General features: G+C 67.0%; 32 protein-coding genes. All 32 read left to right on the forward strand.

What is annotated here, in order from left to right; all coding sequences use genetic code 11:
- Positions 1–122 precede the first annotated feature (122 nt).
- The 32 genes from ACIBQ6_RS21930 (at position 123) to terL (ending at position 13,131) form a co-directional block, all read left to right on the forward strand.
- Positions 123–539 carry a hypothetical protein gene (locus tag ACIBQ6_RS21930; protein ID WP_397213964.1) on the forward strand — a complete coding sequence of 139 codons (417 nt, stop codon included), beginning with the start codon at positions 123–125 and terminating at the stop codon, positions 537–539.
- Positions 536–727 carry a hypothetical protein gene (locus ACIBQ6_RS21935; protein WP_397213966.1) on the forward strand — a complete coding sequence of 64 codons (192 nt, stop codon included), beginning with the start codon at positions 536–538 and terminating at the stop codon, positions 725–727. The genes ACIBQ6_RS21930 and ACIBQ6_RS21935 overlap by 4 nt, the downstream gene beginning before the upstream one ends.
- Positions 728–1,092: 365 nt before the next feature.
- Complete coding sequence (locus ACIBQ6_RS21940; RefSeq protein WP_397213968.1) at positions 1,093–1,362, forward strand: hypothetical protein; 270 nt, start codon at positions 1,093–1,095, stop codon at positions 1,360–1,362.
- 76 nt (positions 1,363–1,438) lie between these two features.
- Entirely contained in the window at positions 1,439–1,681 is a 243-nt protein-coding gene (locus tag ACIBQ6_RS21945; RefSeq protein WP_397213970.1) for a hypothetical protein, read from the forward strand.
- Between the two features lie 73 nt (positions 1,682–1,754).
- Positions 1,755–1,967, forward strand: coding sequence for a hypothetical protein (locus ACIBQ6_RS21950; protein WP_397213971.1), 213 nt, complete (start codon positions 1,755–1,757; stop codon positions 1,965–1,967).
- 45 nt (positions 1,968–2,012) lie between these two features.
- Positions 2,013–2,468 carry a hypothetical protein gene (locus ACIBQ6_RS21955; RefSeq protein WP_397213973.1) on the forward strand — a complete coding sequence of 152 codons (456 nt, stop codon included), beginning with the start codon at positions 2,013–2,015 and terminating at the stop codon, positions 2,466–2,468.
- A gap of 76 nt (positions 2,469–2,544) precedes the next feature.
- Entirely contained in the window at positions 2,545–2,733 is a 189-nt protein-coding gene (locus ACIBQ6_RS21960) for a hypothetical protein (protein ID WP_397213975.1), read from the forward strand.
- Positions 2,730–3,032 carry a hypothetical protein gene (locus tag ACIBQ6_RS21965; protein WP_397213977.1) on the forward strand — a complete coding sequence of 101 codons (303 nt, stop codon included), beginning with the start codon at positions 2,730–2,732 and terminating at the stop codon, positions 3,030–3,032. The genes ACIBQ6_RS21960 and ACIBQ6_RS21965 overlap by 4 nt, the downstream gene beginning before the upstream one ends.
- Positions 3,033–3,164: 132 nt before the next feature.
- Complete coding sequence (locus ACIBQ6_RS21970; protein WP_397213978.1) at positions 3,165–3,674, forward strand: hypothetical protein; 510 nt, start codon at positions 3,165–3,167, stop codon at positions 3,672–3,674.
- Positions 3,667–4,071: a DUF4326 domain-containing protein gene (locus ACIBQ6_RS21975; protein WP_397213980.1), complete on the forward strand. Its 405-nt coding sequence runs from the start codon at positions 3,667–3,669 to the stop codon at positions 4,069–4,071. Before ACIBQ6_RS21970 ends, ACIBQ6_RS21975 begins: the two co-directional genes overlap by 8 nt.
- A complete protein-coding gene (locus ACIBQ6_RS21980; protein ID WP_397213982.1) occupies positions 4,064–4,366 on the forward strand; it encodes a hypothetical protein in 303 nt (100 codons plus the stop codon). Before ACIBQ6_RS21975 ends, ACIBQ6_RS21980 begins: the two co-directional genes overlap by 8 nt.
- The gene (locus tag ACIBQ6_RS21985; protein WP_397213984.1) at positions 4,353–4,601 is read left to right on the forward strand and encodes a hypothetical protein; all 249 of its coding nucleotides are present in this window, start codon (positions 4,353–4,355) and stop codon (positions 4,599–4,601) included. The genes ACIBQ6_RS21980 and ACIBQ6_RS21985 overlap by 14 nt, the downstream gene beginning before the upstream one ends.
- The gene (locus ACIBQ6_RS21990; RefSeq protein WP_397213986.1) at positions 4,594–4,878 is read left to right on the forward strand and encodes a hypothetical protein; all 285 of its coding nucleotides are present in this window, start codon (positions 4,594–4,596) and stop codon (positions 4,876–4,878) included. The genes ACIBQ6_RS21985 and ACIBQ6_RS21990 overlap by 8 nt, the downstream gene beginning before the upstream one ends.
- Positions 4,871–5,104, forward strand: a complete 234-nt coding sequence (locus ACIBQ6_RS21995) for a hypothetical protein (protein WP_397213988.1) — start codon at positions 4,871–4,873, stop codon at positions 5,102–5,104. The genes ACIBQ6_RS21990 and ACIBQ6_RS21995 overlap by 8 nt, the downstream gene beginning before the upstream one ends.
- Before the next feature lie 75 nt (positions 5,105–5,179).
- Entirely contained in the window at positions 5,180–5,617 is a 438-nt protein-coding gene (locus tag ACIBQ6_RS22000) for a DUF6221 family protein (protein ID WP_397213990.1), read from the forward strand.
- Positions 5,618–5,657: 40 nt separating this feature from the next.
- Positions 5,658–5,939 (forward strand): hypothetical protein, encoded by a 282-nt coding sequence (locus ACIBQ6_RS22005; protein WP_397213992.1) that lies wholly within the window; start codon positions 5,658–5,660, stop codon positions 5,937–5,939.
- Positions 5,940–6,387: 448 nt separating this feature from the next.
- Entirely contained in the window at positions 6,388–7,062 is a 675-nt protein-coding gene (locus tag ACIBQ6_RS22010) for a hypothetical protein (RefSeq protein ID WP_397213994.1), read from the forward strand.
- Positions 7,059–7,274, forward strand: coding sequence for a helix-turn-helix domain-containing protein (locus ACIBQ6_RS22015; protein ID WP_397213996.1), 216 nt, complete (start codon positions 7,059–7,061; stop codon positions 7,272–7,274). The genes ACIBQ6_RS22010 and ACIBQ6_RS22015 overlap by 4 nt, the downstream gene beginning before the upstream one ends.
- Before the next feature lie 347 nt (positions 7,275–7,621).
- A complete protein-coding gene (locus tag ACIBQ6_RS22020) occupies positions 7,622–7,807 on the forward strand; it encodes a hypothetical protein (protein WP_397213998.1) in 186 nt (61 codons plus the stop codon).
- Positions 7,804–8,100, forward strand: coding sequence for a hypothetical protein (locus tag ACIBQ6_RS22025; protein WP_397214000.1), 297 nt, complete (start codon positions 7,804–7,806; stop codon positions 8,098–8,100). Before ACIBQ6_RS22020 ends, ACIBQ6_RS22025 begins: the two co-directional genes overlap by 4 nt.
- Positions 8,100–8,369 carry an MW1434 family type I TA system toxin gene (locus ACIBQ6_RS22030; RefSeq protein WP_397214002.1) on the forward strand — a complete coding sequence of 90 codons (270 nt, stop codon included), beginning with the start codon at positions 8,100–8,102 and terminating at the stop codon, positions 8,367–8,369. Before ACIBQ6_RS22025 ends, ACIBQ6_RS22030 begins: the two co-directional genes overlap by 1 nt.
- Complete coding sequence (locus ACIBQ6_RS22035) at positions 8,369–8,584, forward strand: hypothetical protein (RefSeq protein WP_397214004.1); 216 nt, start codon at positions 8,369–8,371, stop codon at positions 8,582–8,584. The genes ACIBQ6_RS22030 and ACIBQ6_RS22035 overlap by 1 nt, the downstream gene beginning before the upstream one ends.
- The gene (locus ACIBQ6_RS22040; RefSeq protein ID WP_397214006.1) at positions 8,581–9,003 is read left to right on the forward strand and encodes a DUF6221 family protein; all 423 of its coding nucleotides are present in this window, start codon (positions 8,581–8,583) and stop codon (positions 9,001–9,003) included. The genes ACIBQ6_RS22035 and ACIBQ6_RS22040 overlap by 4 nt, the downstream gene beginning before the upstream one ends.
- 38 nt (positions 9,004–9,041) lie before the next feature.
- Positions 9,042–9,290 carry a hypothetical protein gene (locus tag ACIBQ6_RS22045; protein ID WP_397214008.1) on the forward strand — a complete coding sequence of 83 codons (249 nt, stop codon included), beginning with the start codon at positions 9,042–9,044 and terminating at the stop codon, positions 9,288–9,290.
- A 155-nt stretch (positions 9,291–9,445) separates the two neighbouring features.
- Complete coding sequence (locus ACIBQ6_RS22050) at positions 9,446–9,682, forward strand: hypothetical protein (protein ID WP_397214010.1); 237 nt, start codon at positions 9,446–9,448, stop codon at positions 9,680–9,682.
- 1 nt (position 9,683) lies between these two features.
- Positions 9,684–9,863 (forward strand): hypothetical protein, encoded by a 180-nt coding sequence (locus ACIBQ6_RS22055; RefSeq protein WP_397214012.1) that lies wholly within the window; start codon positions 9,684–9,686, stop codon positions 9,861–9,863.
- Between the two features lie 369 nt (positions 9,864–10,232).
- Positions 10,233–10,442, forward strand: a complete 210-nt coding sequence (locus tag ACIBQ6_RS22060; protein ID WP_397214014.1) for a hypothetical protein — start codon at positions 10,233–10,235, stop codon at positions 10,440–10,442.
- Positions 10,443–10,462: 20 nt separating this feature from the next.
- Complete coding sequence (locus ACIBQ6_RS22065) at positions 10,463–10,699, forward strand: hypothetical protein (RefSeq protein WP_397214016.1); 237 nt, start codon at positions 10,463–10,465, stop codon at positions 10,697–10,699.
- Positions 10,683–10,949 carry a hypothetical protein gene (locus ACIBQ6_RS22070; RefSeq protein WP_397214018.1) on the forward strand — a complete coding sequence of 89 codons (267 nt, stop codon included), beginning with the start codon at positions 10,683–10,685 and terminating at the stop codon, positions 10,947–10,949. Before ACIBQ6_RS22065 ends, ACIBQ6_RS22070 begins: the two co-directional genes overlap by 17 nt.
- Before the next feature lie 99 nt (positions 10,950–11,048).
- On the forward strand, positions 11,049–11,567 hold the full coding sequence (locus tag ACIBQ6_RS22075) for a hypothetical protein (protein WP_397214021.1): 519 nt from the start codon (positions 11,049–11,051) through the stop codon (positions 11,565–11,567).
- Between the two features lie 20 nt (positions 11,568–11,587).
- A complete protein-coding gene (locus ACIBQ6_RS22080) occupies positions 11,588–11,887 on the forward strand; it encodes a hypothetical protein (protein ID WP_397214023.1) in 300 nt (99 codons plus the stop codon).
- Positions 11,884–13,131, forward strand: coding sequence for a phage terminase large subunit (gene terL, locus ACIBQ6_RS22085; protein WP_397214251.1), 1,248 nt, complete (start codon positions 11,884–11,886; stop codon positions 13,129–13,131). Before ACIBQ6_RS22080 ends, terL begins: the two co-directional genes overlap by 4 nt.
- The last annotated feature ends 3 nt before the right edge of the window (positions 13,132–13,134 follow it).

Below are 13,134 nucleotides of genomic sequence, written 5' to 3' on the forward strand. Positions count from 1 at the left end.
CGAACGGGGCGCTGAGAGCCGCTTCTGAAGGCTCTCGGCGCTCCGAGATCAGAACTGGTGATCAACTTCTAGCCCGACCCGGGAGCCTCGCGGCTTCTGTTCGAGGAAGGAATCGAACGACGATGGGCGAGGCAAACGAGCTTCGACTGGCTCAGGAGACGTTCAACGGCAAGCTCTACATCCGCGAATGGCAGCCAGGAGACGGTCTCCGGTGCAGCGTCGGCAAGAAGACCACGCGGGTACCGTGCGGGCCCCCGGTGGCCGTCACGTTGCAGGTGAACAGCTACCGCTGGCGTCCGAACGAGGATCGGTATCAGCGAGTCGTCTGTGCCTTACACCTGCCAGGCGTTACGTCCGCGGGCGAAATTTCCGCCGACGCCGACAAGGCGGCGCGGGAACGGCTCCTTGTCGAGCACTGGGAGGACTACCAGCGGTACGTCGATGAGGAGGTGGCCCGCCGGGTCGAAGAGACGATCGAGTTCGCCTCTGAGGAACTGCGGAGACTGGCGCTCGGCGAACACGAGGAGGCGTCCCGGTGACCCGCGTCTCGCACCGTGAGGTGACCAAGGCCTGGACCGAGTACACGCTGCCGTGCGTGTGGGGAGACCTGACGGACTTGGTGGCGCTGGCCCGTCAGGCGTTGGGCGAGGACGCCGCCCGGTGGGACTCCGTCGCCGAGGTCATCGCTACGGACGAGGAGCTGATCGTCCGGTGGGAGTCCCGGTGACGGGCTCCTCGCCGGCGGACTGCTGGAGCGCCTGGTCGATGAGCTCCTTCGGGGGCCGCTCGGGAAGCTTGGCCCCCTTCTCGCGGACATACCAGCGCACGAACTGACGTACCACCTCCGACCGGTCAACGGGCGGATCTGCGGCGTCTACAGCAGCACAGAACAGCGTCCAGAGGTCGGGGTCGAAACGGAACGCCTGTCGGGGGTTTCCCTTGGTGGGCATGGCTCATCCGATCGTTAGTGTCGCGACACCTGGGACGTTAACACGATCAAGGGTGTCGCGACAATTGAGGGTTGCGGGTGTCGCGACACCCTGGCATAGTGGGTGTCGCGACACCGAGCAGGCCGACATCACGGAGCGAGACATGGACACCTGGACCGACACCGAGATCGCGATCCTCGACACCATCGTCGAGAACGCCCCCCGCGACCGCTGGCTCTCCCTCACCGACATCCGCCCCCGCCTCGCCCGCTGGACCCGCGCCGACCAGGACCGCGTCCTCTGGAAGATGAACCTCCTCGACAACATCACCCTGGTCCCCGAGAGCAACCAGAAGACGCTCAGGCCGGCCGACTGGGACGCGGCGGTGGAGATCGGCGGCCAGTACAAGCACTGCATCTGGATCGGCGAGTAGCAGACCTCGGGCCCCTCGGGGCCCGCCCCCTCTCCCTGACCAACACCCCGCCCCCGCCCCGGACGTAGGAGAAGAGATGGCCACCGAGTACGGCGTGTTCAACGATGAGGGCCTGGTCGAAGACCACCTGTGGTCGCTCGGCGAAGCCGAGGCTGCGGCAGCTCAACACCGCGCACAGGGTGACGAGTTCGCCGAGGCGCGCGAGATCTGTCCCGACCACGAGGGACAGCCGAAAGACGGCTGCGAGGCGTGCGAGGACGAAGAGAGCAGCGACGAGCAGGGCGACGAAGACGAGGACTCCTGGCACATCGCTGCCTGACCTTCTCCGGTCCCGGTCTCTACCGACCGGGACCACCCCCGCCCCTTTCAAGATCCGCTCCCGAGGAGACGTGATGAGCGAGACCCGCACCGAGTACGGCATCCAGGCGACGATCGAAGACGACGGCAGGTGGGTGAAGGTGGTCGACCCGGCGCCGACCACCGACCCGCACATGCTCGGGCACATGGTCACCGAGAAGCGGACGTGGCAGAAGCGGCGCGGCTTCCCTGCGGACGCTGTGCTCGTCTCCCGCACTGTGACCGTCAGCGACTGGTGCGCGATCTGACCGCCCTTCCCGCCCACCCCTGACCCCCTGAATGGAGACCGACCGATGAGCGACGAAGAGCACGCTGGCTGCCGAGTGTGCGGGCGCACCGACGTGGGCCTGAAGAAGGACGGGACGCTGCGCCAGCACGTCCACGCCGCCTACAAGGGCAGCGGCTTCCTCCGTCCTGGCGGCAGCCGATGCGACGGTGTGGGCCACCCGCCGAAAGGCGTCCTGGGCCGGTACGCCCTCGCAGTCATCGAGGCCCTCCGCGTGGAGTTCCCCGACCTGGAGCAACCGGTTACGGCGCAGGTGATCGGCGAAGCAGTCCAGCAGTACCGCGCCGCCCCGACGCCGAGCAGCGGCTTCGAATGCCTGCTCACCGGGCACGGAAGCTGGCGTCTCCGCCCGCACATGGAAATCCCTGGTCTCGTAAGGGTCGCCTGCTGGCAGCCCAACCCCAGTGATGTCGCCCGAGAGCGCGAGGAGCTCCTGAACGCACGGCTGAACGAGATCCGCTGACCTCGCCCTCTCTCTGTGCTTGGACGCGAGAGGGAGGGCGCTACCGGCCCCAACCGAACGGCTGAGGAGACTCCCGATGCCAGACAGCTCAAAAGACGGCAGCGACGAGACGCTGACCCCGGAAGCCGCCGACCGCATGGCGGACGCCTTCGCGCAAGCACTCCAAGCCATCGCGCAGGAAGACCAGGAAGGCCGCGCGGCCGAGACCGCCAAGATGCGCCACGTCCTCGACAACCCGAACAGCAGAGAGGCAGACGCCCGATGAACCAGCTCCCTACCTGGGGCCAGATGTCCGACGTGGACAAGGGCGCCGCGCTCCTGCACCTGCGCAAGATCGAAGTGGAAGGGCGGGAGTACGCCCGCGAGAACTACCCCGCCGACTACCTCGACCACCCCGAGCTGACCGCCCTCGACGACGATGCGGCCAGCGACCACGCCGAGAGCCTCTTCGACGGCTGGTACGACGCAGAGCGCACCCTCGGCATTGATGAGGTGGACCGGTTACGTGCGCTTGCGAGAGACGCGGTTGCCGCCTCTCCGGACTCCTCCTCCGAGGAGGGCTGAGCCGATGAGCGACTGCACCTGCTTCGCCCCCGACGACGCTGAGCCTGAGGACCACGACCACGACTGCCCGGAGCACTCCTGCTCCGACGAGTGCGATGGGCCCGACGGGGCCGGCGTAGAGGAGGGGGACCAGTGACCTCCCCAGAGATCGACTGGCCGTACGACGCCGACCAGAACGACCCACTCACCAAGCTCCGCATCGCGGTCGTCGGGCACGCGTGGCCGCGCTGGTTCTACATCGTGGCGTTCGACTCTGGACGCCTCGACGACGAGCAGCACCGCCCTGACGAACACGAGACGCTGCTCCTGCGCTCTTTCCTCGACGAGTACATCGAGCACTGGTACAACGACCGCTGGAAGGCGAAGATGGCCGAGCGCCCGTTCGACATTGACGGCGGAGCGAACGGTGTCATCTTCCGTAAGTGGAGCGACAACGACTGGGGTTACCGCCGCCAGTCATGGCAGTACGGGCCTACGTACGTGCCGGTGCACCCCCGCGTCCGTGACGGGAGCGGGCCCGGCCCGCTCACGCTGGTGCAGGTGATGGACCGCATCCACACCATCGGCGACAAGCTGATGCCGCACTGGGTGGAGTGGAAGGCCGCCCGTCCTGAGGTGTTTGGCAAGGTGGCTCGTGGCTGAGACCCGAGAGCCGAAGCGCATCCAGCGCAAGCGCGAGCGCGGTTGGAGGCTTCCCGAGGGGGCTGTCTGCGTTGACCGCAGCACAAGGTGGGGCAACCCGATCCGCATCACGCCCGAGCGCAGCGAGCGTGACGGCCGCCGCATGTACCGGGTCCACGGAAGCCCGATGGACCACCACGGCGGCCCCAGCTACTGCGACATCGAGACCGCCCGCTACTTCGCTGCCAAGTTCTTCAAGTGGGACCTGCTCAACGGGCGGTACGGCGACGCCTACCCGTCCCTGGAGGAGATCCGGCGGGAACTCGCGGGCAAGGATCTGGCCTGCTGGTGCCCGGAGGGCCCGTGCCATGCGGACGTGCTACTGGAGATCGCGGACGGAGCCTACGCAGATGCCTGACCCCATCCCGGCAGAAGCCGTCCAGGCCGCGATCGACGGCGTGGATCACGAGTACGTGGAGCGGCGCGGGTTCGACGCCAACGCCGCCCGCGCTGCTCTCACAGCTGCTGCTCCTGTCCTCGCCGCCCAAGCCCGAGCGACCGCCGTCACCGCTCTCCGCGCTATCGCGGACAGTCCCGGACTGCTCCACCGCTTCGTAGATCGCCATGCCGAGCTGCACGACGGCGTCACCGTGAGAGGCGTGCTGCTCGCTGTCGCCGACGAGATCGAAGGAGACGCCCGTGACTCCCGTTGAGCTGATCGCCTTGCACGGCTGCTCCCGTCCCGAGGAGGGGAGAGGCTGCGAGGTGTGCCTGGCCGCTGCTGAGCATCACGTAGGGGCGGTAGAGCGCGCCGGCCTGGTGGTCGCCTTCCCGGACGACCTCGACGTGATCCTCAACCAGGGCGACCAGGCGGCGGGCTGGTCCCGCTACTCCGACGCCTGCAACCGCCTCCGTGCCGCCCTACCTGAGAGGACCGACCATGCCTGAGATGCCCAGACTCGCCGCCTGGCTCCGCAAGTGGGCCGACAGGCTAGACGACAGCGGGGCGATCAAACGCGCCCATACGTCGTTCACGTTCGAGACCGGCAAGGGCAAGGTCCTCAGAGAGGACGGCAAGGGCTGCCCGCTGTACTTCGTCCAGAGCGACTACGAGCGGGCCCATGCGGAGGCGGACTCCAGCCAGCCGGACCCGAAACTGGAGGAAGCTAGGCGCTTCATCGACGCTGTGATCGCAGCACAGGAGGAGGAGCGCCGCCGTGGCTGAAGACCTCCGCCACCGCACGGTCCGTGCCCTCGCCGACCCACAGTGGTTGAGCATCACCCGAGGACACGAGGTGCGTGAACGGCCCGACGAGCAAGGCAACGTGCAGGTGGCCTGCGAGTGCGGCGCTGTCGTGCTCCACCGCATGCTGGTGCCGGGCGACAGCGCCGAGTTCATGCGAGCGGTCAAGCGGCACGCTCGCCGCGACAACGTGAGGTGGAGCGAATGAGCGACGGCCTCCGCCACCGCCACGCCGAACCTTCCGCCGCTCTCGACGCTAGCCTGCCTCCTGAGGAGGACACCGATGCCCGACACTGACCTGGCCGCGTTCATCAGGGCAAGACTCGACGAGGACGAGCAGGAGGCCCTAGCAGCCTCTCCGGGCCCCTGGCGCGCGAACGCCGAACATGATGAGGTGCTCGCCGTCGATGGGGAGACGGTGGCAGACGGCTTTGCCCTGAGCAGCGAGCAGTTGAGGGCCACCGTCCGGCATATCGTCCGCCACGACCCTGCGCGAGTGCTGCGTGAGATCGAAGCCAAGCGGCACCTCCTGCACGCTCACGCCCGAGAGCATGAGTGTCTCGGATTGACAGGCCACGGTGAACACAGCGTCGTGGATGGCAAGCCTTGGGAGTTCTGGGAGAACCACTACACGGACGATTTGGGGCCGTGTTTCGTGCTCCGCTGCCTCGCCCTGCCGTACGCCGACCACGAGAGCTTCCGCGAGGAGTGGCGTCCGTGATCCTGTCCACCCTGCCCCCTGAGGTGTCCAAGGAGGAGGCGTGATGGATCTCTGGTCGCTGGAGCAAGACACGTGGACGTGGGTAGACGACAACGGGTTCGTCCGCGAGGAGCCGACAGGTTTCGCCACGTTCACCTGCTCCTGCCGGGACAGCTGCCACGCCCGAACTGACGAAGTGGTAAACCACGCGCGTGAGCACATCGCGTCCCAGCATCCCGTCTGGGATGAGAGCGTCCAGATGTTCATCGACGCAGGCACCGCAGAGCCCGTGGCGATACTCAGCCTGGGGGAGCCGTACGAGACCTCGGACGGCTCGATGTGACCGAGCACGCCTGCGCTCCGCCAGCGGAAGCCCAGGATGGACAGTCGTGGAAGTGCCCTGACTGCGGCATGCTGTGGGAACTCCTACCAGCAGAGACGAAAAAGGCGCGACGGCAGCAGACGTTCAGATGGGGCGCTTTCGGACTCGCTGTCGCGGTCGTTGCCGCTGCCGGTGGCGCGGGCTGGTGGGGGACGATCTTGGCGCCCATAGCGTTCCCTGCCGTCCTGGGTGCTCTCCTGATCACCGCCATCGGAGTGGCGGTATGGCAGAACAGACGATCGTGAGACGATTGCTGCGTCACCTCGCCGTCCGGCATACGGCAGACTCTCACTAGATAGCGAAAGCGGCCCTCCGCACCACCGGAGAGCCGCCTCGTCCCACTAGTCCTCGCCCACCGCAATGCCCTCATAAGCGGTCTCCCGTAAGCGTATCCATCGGGGAGGCCGAAATGTCCCAGCGCACGTACGACCACTTCGCCGCTCTACGCGACGCACTCCAGCACTTCGACACCGCGCTACTCCCCGGCACCCCCCGACGGTGGGCCGAACAAGACCTCACCCCACAGCAGCGGGCCCGCCTCGACGCCCGCGCCGTCGAGGAACGCCACGCCAAACTCCACAACCTCGCCCGCGGCCTGAAGGCACTCGGCGACGGCAAGGCACCTCTGAGGCTGGAAGTCCTCGACGCTGCCGCAGACATCACCGCCTCCGTCGCAGAGCTCGAAGACGCCGTCTGTGCCGTCCTGGGCCTCACCCCGCTGGAACGCGCCACCACCACCGACCGGATCCGCCGGCTCGTCGACCTGCTCGACCGGATCGACCTCCACGAGGACCTCGCCGAGCACGTCCACAGCGAGGCGCTACGCCTGCGCCGGCTGGCCTCGTCCACGATCGGGGACGCGGAGGTGGTGCGGAAGCTCAAGTTCCGCTGCCACATCTGTGACGCCACATCGATGCGGGCGTTCCCTGAGCGTGAGCTGATCATCTGCGTCAACCCCGACTGCCAGTGCAACGCCCTCGACTGCCCCTGCCAGTGGGAACGCCCACAGCGCCACAGGTGGCCGTTCGACCAGTGGCCGTGGCTCGCGTCCCTGCTCGACGAAGGCATTGGGGTGGAGGCGTGACTGGCGACATCTTCGACGACCCGCTGTTCACCGCCGAGGAGGCAGCCGAGCAGGTCGGGGTGAAGGTGGCCACGATCTACGTGTGGGTGCACCGTGGAGCGTTGACTCCGGCTGGCACGAGGGGCCGGCACAGGCTGTTCCGGCTGTCGGACGTGTTCAGGGCGGAGTCGTCTCGTGACCGAAGTAGGCGTAAACGGGCTGTGGCGTGCTAATCTGCTCACTGAAAGATCAAACGGCGTGCGGTAGCCATGCCTGAAAGCCTCGCTTCGGCGGGGCTTTTCGCATTTCACGGCCCTATACGCCGCTAGAGATCCCCATAGACGCGCACCTGCCCGGCGGACAGGTGCGCTCGCTCCACAGCCCCGTGCTGTGTCGAGCTGGTGTCCCGGTCTGGTCTCAACTCTCGGGACTGAGGGGTCCAGAGGGCGGGAGCAGAGACCAGGCCGGGCACCACATCCCTCACCCCTCGAAGCCTCAGGAGACCTGCATGATGGCCTTCCGGAAGCGGCCTGCCGCCGTTGATGATTCTCAGTCATCCTCCGGACCACGCTGGCGGCGAGTGACTTCCGCGTGGACGTTGGCGGCCTACCGCGACGAACTGCTCGCCTGCGGCTTCCCTGCCGAGGTGGCTCACCAACTGGTCCTCATTGCGGCGCAAGGGCAAGGGCTAGTCACGGACCCGATGTTCGAGGTGCGGGCCGAGCCGCCGTACCTTGCCGCCCCCGCGATGGAGGGCGGCAAGTGATGCGGCTCCGCTTCTGGCGCAAGCCCCGCCTCGTCGTGGACGCCAAGGACGCCTACGAGCGGGTCCTGACACCCGAGTACCAGACCGTCCTGTGGTGGATGCGCACCGAAGGGCTCGTCCCCGAGAACATCAAGCGCATCGAGGTGTACGGCAGCAGGCGTCCCTGCGCGACGCTCACCGTGTACGAGCGGGACGGCGACGGCCGGCTGGTCTACGACCCGGTGACGTGGCAGGCCGTGACTCACATGGAACGGGTCCGCCTGTCGTCGCTGCCTCCCTTGCGGGAGGTGTGATGGACTTCGCCGCCGCGCTGAAGTGGCTCCAAGAGGGCATGAAGGTCACCCGCTCCGGCTGGGAGACGCCCGGCCTGTACGTGAGCCTGAGGCTCGACTACAAGCGGTCTGAGGCGCGGGCGCTCGTGTACGAGCCGGTCCTCATGCTTCACCACTCCGACGATGAGCCCCACGAGTGGTGCCCGGTCGGTAGCGACCTGTTCGCCCAGGACTGGCTTTGCGCCAGCGCCGACGGTCAGATCAGGTGGCCTGACGGGACGGTGGCCTGATGCCCATCCACATCGACTCCGAGCAGGAGCAGCTCCGTACAGTCACCCTGCCGCCCGGCCCCGCGATCCTGTACGTGACCGAGGGCGACAACCCCACGGTCACGATCCTTGACCGGGCTGACCATGCGTTCATGCGGCATCGGGACCGGGCCATCTGTCGCGCGCTTCTGGCGTACGTCATCGAGGGCATGGACATCGCCATGGGGGATGGATGAGCGCCGACCTGCTCTCATGGCTGAGATCGGTCATCGAGGGCGACAAGGCAGTAGCCGAAGCGCTCCCACACGGGCCGTGGCGCGTCGAGATGTCGGAGCGCCGCTACCCGCAACAGATCTCCAACGCGCAGGCGATCCTCATTGCCGAGACCACCACCGGTCCCGAGCATGAGCCCGTCATCGCGAACTACATCGCCCTCCACGACCCCAGGGACACGATCGCCCGCTGCGACGCGGAGCTGGCCATCCTGGATCAGGTCCTGCCCGAGGTGCGCAGGGTAGCCATCCGGTTGGCCGAAGAGTTCGGAGGCATGTGGCCGGACGACATGCTGACGTCCTCGGAGACGTTGCTGCTGACAACTCTCGCATCGGGCTACCGCCACCGCGAAGGCTTCAATCCTGCTTGGCTGGAGTCATGATGTGCAGCGACTCCTACACCTGCCTCCGTTGCGGCTGTGTGGTCGATGAGCGCTTCCGGGAAGAGCACAACGTCTTCCACGACCAGATCGCGAAGCGGGACCTCGCCGCCGACTCACCCAGCGTCGTTCTGGCCGACCGCAACGGCAACGCCATGAACATCGTGGTCACCTGCTCGTGCGGTGCCGAGATGCGGCGCATGAACGAGTCTCGCAGAACGGGCGCTGGCATCATGACGGAACTCGCCTGCTCCCGTTGCGGGAACAGGCTGACCGTCACGGTCTCGTAGACCTCCGGGCGGGTATGAGGACACACCAACCTAGGTGCGCGTCTTCGCTGGGAGAGCCCGCCCGGAACAACCCTCAACCCCTCGGAGCCATCCCCATGCATCAAGAGCACACCCTTGCTAGAGAGCTCTCCTGGGAGCAGGAGTTCGTCCGTAGAGTGACCCAGGTGCTCGCCGCCGATCACTACGGACATGGCTTCCGCCCAGAGCAGGTGGACAGCGCAGGCGAGAATGGCGGCGCCTGGTCGTCGTGGACGTGGGAAGACCCGTCGCTCAGGATCACCGTCCAAGGGAAGTGCCCCTGTGGCCGGGACGTGTACGCCAGTGCGGACACGCCGGAGAAGATCGCTGACTTGCTACGCAAGATCACCGGGCCCGAGTGCAATGGTGCCTGACGTGGACGCTCTACAGCTCGACCTCGCCACACTCGTAGGCCGCCTGGAACAGGTGGAGGCTGAGGGCGGCTGGGAGCACGCCTGCCCGATCGTGTTGGACCGCATCCTCACCTGCGACCTGCCGCGCCTGCGGGAGCACCTGACGGCGGAGGCTGCCGCTCTGCTCGACGCCAACCGCTAGCCCAACTCGAATACCTGTTCGCCCTGCTGGGTATCCTCGCTCTCATGCAAGGCCCGCCCGTCGTGAAACTCCCAGCTCACCCCGCTGGAGCAGGACACATCCTGGCGTGGCGGCAACGCGCCGACCGGACGTGGGAAGCGCTCATCGAGTACGTGATCGACGCACCAGGCTTCCGCGGCGGGCTACAGAAACCCACACAGTCATGGATGCCGGCCCACGAGATCCAGCCCGTACAGGGCGAGGACTACAGCCGGGTACCGCGCACCCAAGCCTGAGCCTGCATCAAGAACCCTGCGGCCTGATCCCCGCAGGTTAGACGGCCCCGAGCTCCCCGGACTCGGGGCCGTCGCCATACCCGGGAGACCCCTCATGAACGTTGAGCTGTCGTTCACGCTGTCGTCGGGCACGTACACGAACACCACCGTCTTCGCGTCGTTTGACGAGTGCAAGCAGCGGATGATGGTGCTCCTCGAATCGGATGACGACTCGATCGCCTTCGAGGGGCCTGGCCAGACAGTGACTGTGCTCGCCAGTCGTCACATCGTCGGCGTGACCATGACAGCCGCAGGCGAGCAATGAGCGGCGGGAGTAGCGCCCTCGTGCGAACCTGGCGCGCACTCGCCGACCCCCCGGGCAGCCCCGAGGCGTTCCTCATCGCCCGCTTCGCGCTCCCCATCGGAGCGGTGTGCGTCGCGACCTGGTACGGGCTCGGCCTGCACGGCATCCAGCCTGTCACCCTCGGCGACGTAGCCTGGACGTTCGCCCTCCTGTGGGTGGTACGGCAACGCGACCAAGCCCGCGCCGAAGCGAGGAGGCATCGTGAAGGTCACCGCTGACCAGCTCATCGCCGCCCTGACGGACTCTCGCTTCTACCTGGAGCCAGAAGAGGGCGGCATCAACCTTCACTGCCAGGACTGCTACAGCAACCGCCTCTGCAAGCCCCTGGCCCACTACGACCTCGGCGACGACGGGTACCAGCTCTACAGGGACGATCCTGCGATAGCGAACGTCACCACCATCCCCAGCCTGTGGGACGAAGCAGCCAAGCACCTGGAGAGCGCCCACCAGAACGGTAGCGGTACGTAACCAGGGTGCTGAGAACGCGCAGGTCGCATCCCACACTTCTGTAATCACCGCAGGTCGCCGAGAGAGCGACCTCATTGACCCCATTCCGAGGGAACGCCCATGGCCAAGGGAACCAGAGGGGGCAACGGGCGCTTCGAACGCAACCCCGACACCGCCATACGAGACGCCCAAGCAGCCCGCCTCCGCACTCGCGGCCTCACCTACCGGCAGATCGCCGACGAGCTCGGCTTCGCAGGACCAGGCAAGGCACACGAGGCGGTCAAACGCATCCTCGCCGAGACGGTTCAGGAAGCTGCCGACGATCTTCGCGCCGTCGAGCTCGAACGCCTCGACCAGATGTATCAAGCGGCGCTCAAGGTGCTGGAGACCGAGCACTACGCCATCTCTCACGGCAAGGTCATCTACCTGGAAGAGGGAGGCCCACCGCTTGCGGACAATGGGCCTGTCCTCGCGGCGATGGACCGGCTGCTGAAGATCCAGGAGCGTCGGGCGAAACTCCTCGGTCTGGACGCGCCGGCGAGGACGAACGTCACGGTGTCCGACGCCATCACGTCCGAGATCGAACAACTCGCCGCCCAACTCGGGATGGCCGACGACACGGAGCCATCCGAACCGTAGAGCGCGAGGTGACCATGAGCATGCCTTCGACGCTCCCACGCGGCTGGCGTGACTGGCCCGCCGAAGCTCAGGAACGGCTCCTCTCCACGCTACGCACGGCGGCCATCAACAAGCTCGGCCACCTCCGGCCGCTGTGGGCGACCCCTGGCGAGTTGGCGAAGGCTCTTGATCGCAAGACGAGGCAGACGCCGGCGCTCGACCTGATCGACGCTGAACTCGTCCGCTTGCTGAACACGCCTGACGGTCGCCTGATCCTGTCGATGCCGCCTCAGGAGGGAAAAGCCAACGGGCCTCTCGCCGCTTCCCTCTGTGGGCGCTGACGCAGAGGCCCGACACGCGCGTGGCGATCGCCTCCTATGAACATGGGGTTGCCCGCCGGTGGGGTCGTGCGATCCGGGACGACATCCTCGTCCACGGCTCCAAGCTCGGCCTGTCCGTACGGGACGATCTGTCGGCGCAGCATGAGTGGCAGCTTGTAGGCCAGGAGGGCGGCGTCTACGCGGCCGGCATCGGCGGAGCTCTGACAGGCCGGCCAGTGGACCTCCTGGTGATCGATGACCCAATCAAGGACCGCGCACAGGCCGACTCGCCGACCTACCGGGAACGAGCCTGGGACTGGTGGACCGACGTCGCCGCCACCCGGCTCGCCCCCGGCGCCCCAGTGGTACTGATCCTGACCCGCTGGCATGAAGACGACCTCGCGGGCCGTCTCCTCGCCGCCGAGGACGGCCACCTGTGGCGGGTGGTCAACATCCCCGCCCAGGCCGACCACGACCCGATCAAGGGCGAGGTGGACTCGCTCGGCCGTGAGCCTGGCGAGTACATGCAGTCCGCCCGCGGGCGTACGAGAGCCCAGTGGGAGGCCATCAAGGTCCGCTCAGGCTCGCGTACGTGGGCCAGCCTCTACCAAGGCCGGCCCGCTCCGGCTGCCGGTGACATCTTCCAGCGTGACTGGTGGCGCGAGTTCACCTCGCCACGATGGATCGTCCGCGACGACGGGACGCACATCGCCCCTGGCGCCGACGAGGTGTGCATGTCGTGGGACATGGCGTTCAAGGACACTGACGGCTCCGACTACGTGGTGGGGCAGGTGTGGGCCAGGTACGGGCTGGAGCTGTTCCTCCTCGACCAGGTCCACGACCGGCTGTCCTTCACCGCTACGTGTGCGGCGCTACGTCAGATGGCCGCCAAGTGGCCTCAGGCGACGTTGAAGCTGGTGGAGGACAAGGCCAACGGCACAGCCGTCATCAACAGCCTGTCCCGCCAGGTGTCCGGCCTCGTGCCGGTCGAACCAGACGGGTCGAAGGAAGCCAGAGCAAGAGCCGTCACCCCGTTTATCGAGGCCGGCCAGGTGTGGCTACCCGCCCCGGAGATCGCCCCGTGGGTCGGCGGCTTCGTCAATGAGGCCGCGGCCTTCCCCAACGGCTCCCATGACGACCAGGTCGACGCCGCCACGCAGGCGATCAACCGGATGCTGCTCGCCCCGATCCTCGCCGGCAACCTGATCGTGGATGCGACCGAACTGGACGACGAACTCGACGGCTACTCGATCTCCATGTATTGAGCG

It is taken from the genome of Nonomuraea sp. NPDC049655 (assembly GCF_044465465.1).
Taxonomy (GTDB): Bacteria; Actinomycetota; Actinomycetes; order Streptosporangiales; family Streptosporangiaceae; genus Nonomuraea.

Excerpts from the sequence above, each read along its gene's own strand:
- ACIBQ6_RS21930 (WP_397213964.1), top strand. The coding sequence starts at position 123 with ATGGGCGAGGCAAACGAGCTTCGACTGGCTCAGGAGACGTTCAACGGC.
- ACIBQ6_RS21940 (WP_397213968.1), top strand. The coding sequence starts at position 1,093 with ATGGACACCTGGACCGACACCGAGATCGCGATCCTCGACACCATCGTC.
- ACIBQ6_RS21945 (WP_397213970.1), top strand. The coding sequence starts at position 1,439 with ATGGCCACCGAGTACGGCGTGTTCAACGATGAGGGCCTGGTCGAAGAC.
- ACIBQ6_RS21950 (WP_397213971.1), top strand. The coding sequence starts at position 1,755 with ATGAGCGAGACCCGCACCGAGTACGGCATCCAGGCGACGATCGAAGAC.
- ACIBQ6_RS21955 (WP_397213973.1), top strand. The coding sequence starts at position 2,013 with ATGAGCGACGAAGAGCACGCTGGCTGCCGAGTGTGCGGGCGCACCGAC.
- ACIBQ6_RS21960 (WP_397213975.1), top strand. The coding sequence starts at position 2,545 with ATGCCAGACAGCTCAAAAGACGGCAGCGACGAGACGCTGACCCCGGAA.
- ACIBQ6_RS21965 (WP_397213977.1), top strand. The coding sequence starts at position 2,730 with ATGAACCAGCTCCCTACCTGGGGCCAGATGTCCGACGTGGACAAGGGC.
- ACIBQ6_RS21980 (WP_397213982.1), top strand. The coding sequence starts at position 4,064 with ATGCCTGACCCCATCCCGGCAGAAGCCGTCCAGGCCGCGATCGACGGC.
- ACIBQ6_RS21990 (WP_397213986.1), top strand. The coding sequence starts at position 4,594 with ATGCCTGAGATGCCCAGACTCGCCGCCTGGCTCCGCAAGTGGGCCGAC.
- ACIBQ6_RS22000 (WP_397213990.1), top strand. The coding sequence starts at position 5,180 with ATGCCCGACACTGACCTGGCCGCGTTCATCAGGGCAAGACTCGACGAG.
- ACIBQ6_RS22010 (WP_397213994.1), top strand. The coding sequence starts at position 6,388 with ATGTCCCAGCGCACGTACGACCACTTCGCCGCTCTACGCGACGCACTC.
- ACIBQ6_RS22030 (WP_397214002.1), top strand. The coding sequence starts at position 8,100 with ATGGACTTCGCCGCCGCGCTGAAGTGGCTCCAAGAGGGCATGAAGGTC.
- ACIBQ6_RS22035 (WP_397214004.1), top strand. The coding sequence starts at position 8,369 with ATGCCCATCCACATCGACTCCGAGCAGGAGCAGCTCCGTACAGTCACC.
- ACIBQ6_RS22040 (WP_397214006.1), top strand. The coding sequence starts at position 8,581 with ATGAGCGCCGACCTGCTCTCATGGCTGAGATCGGTCATCGAGGGCGAC.
- ACIBQ6_RS22060 (WP_397214014.1), top strand. The coding sequence starts at position 10,233 with ATGAACGTTGAGCTGTCGTTCACGCTGTCGTCGGGCACGTACACGAAC.
- ACIBQ6_RS22075 (WP_397214021.1), top strand. The coding sequence starts at position 11,049 with ATGGCCAAGGGAACCAGAGGGGGCAACGGGCGCTTCGAACGCAACCCC.
- ACIBQ6_RS22080 (WP_397214023.1), top strand. The coding sequence starts at position 11,588 with ATGCCTTCGACGCTCCCACGCGGCTGGCGTGACTGGCCCGCCGAAGCT.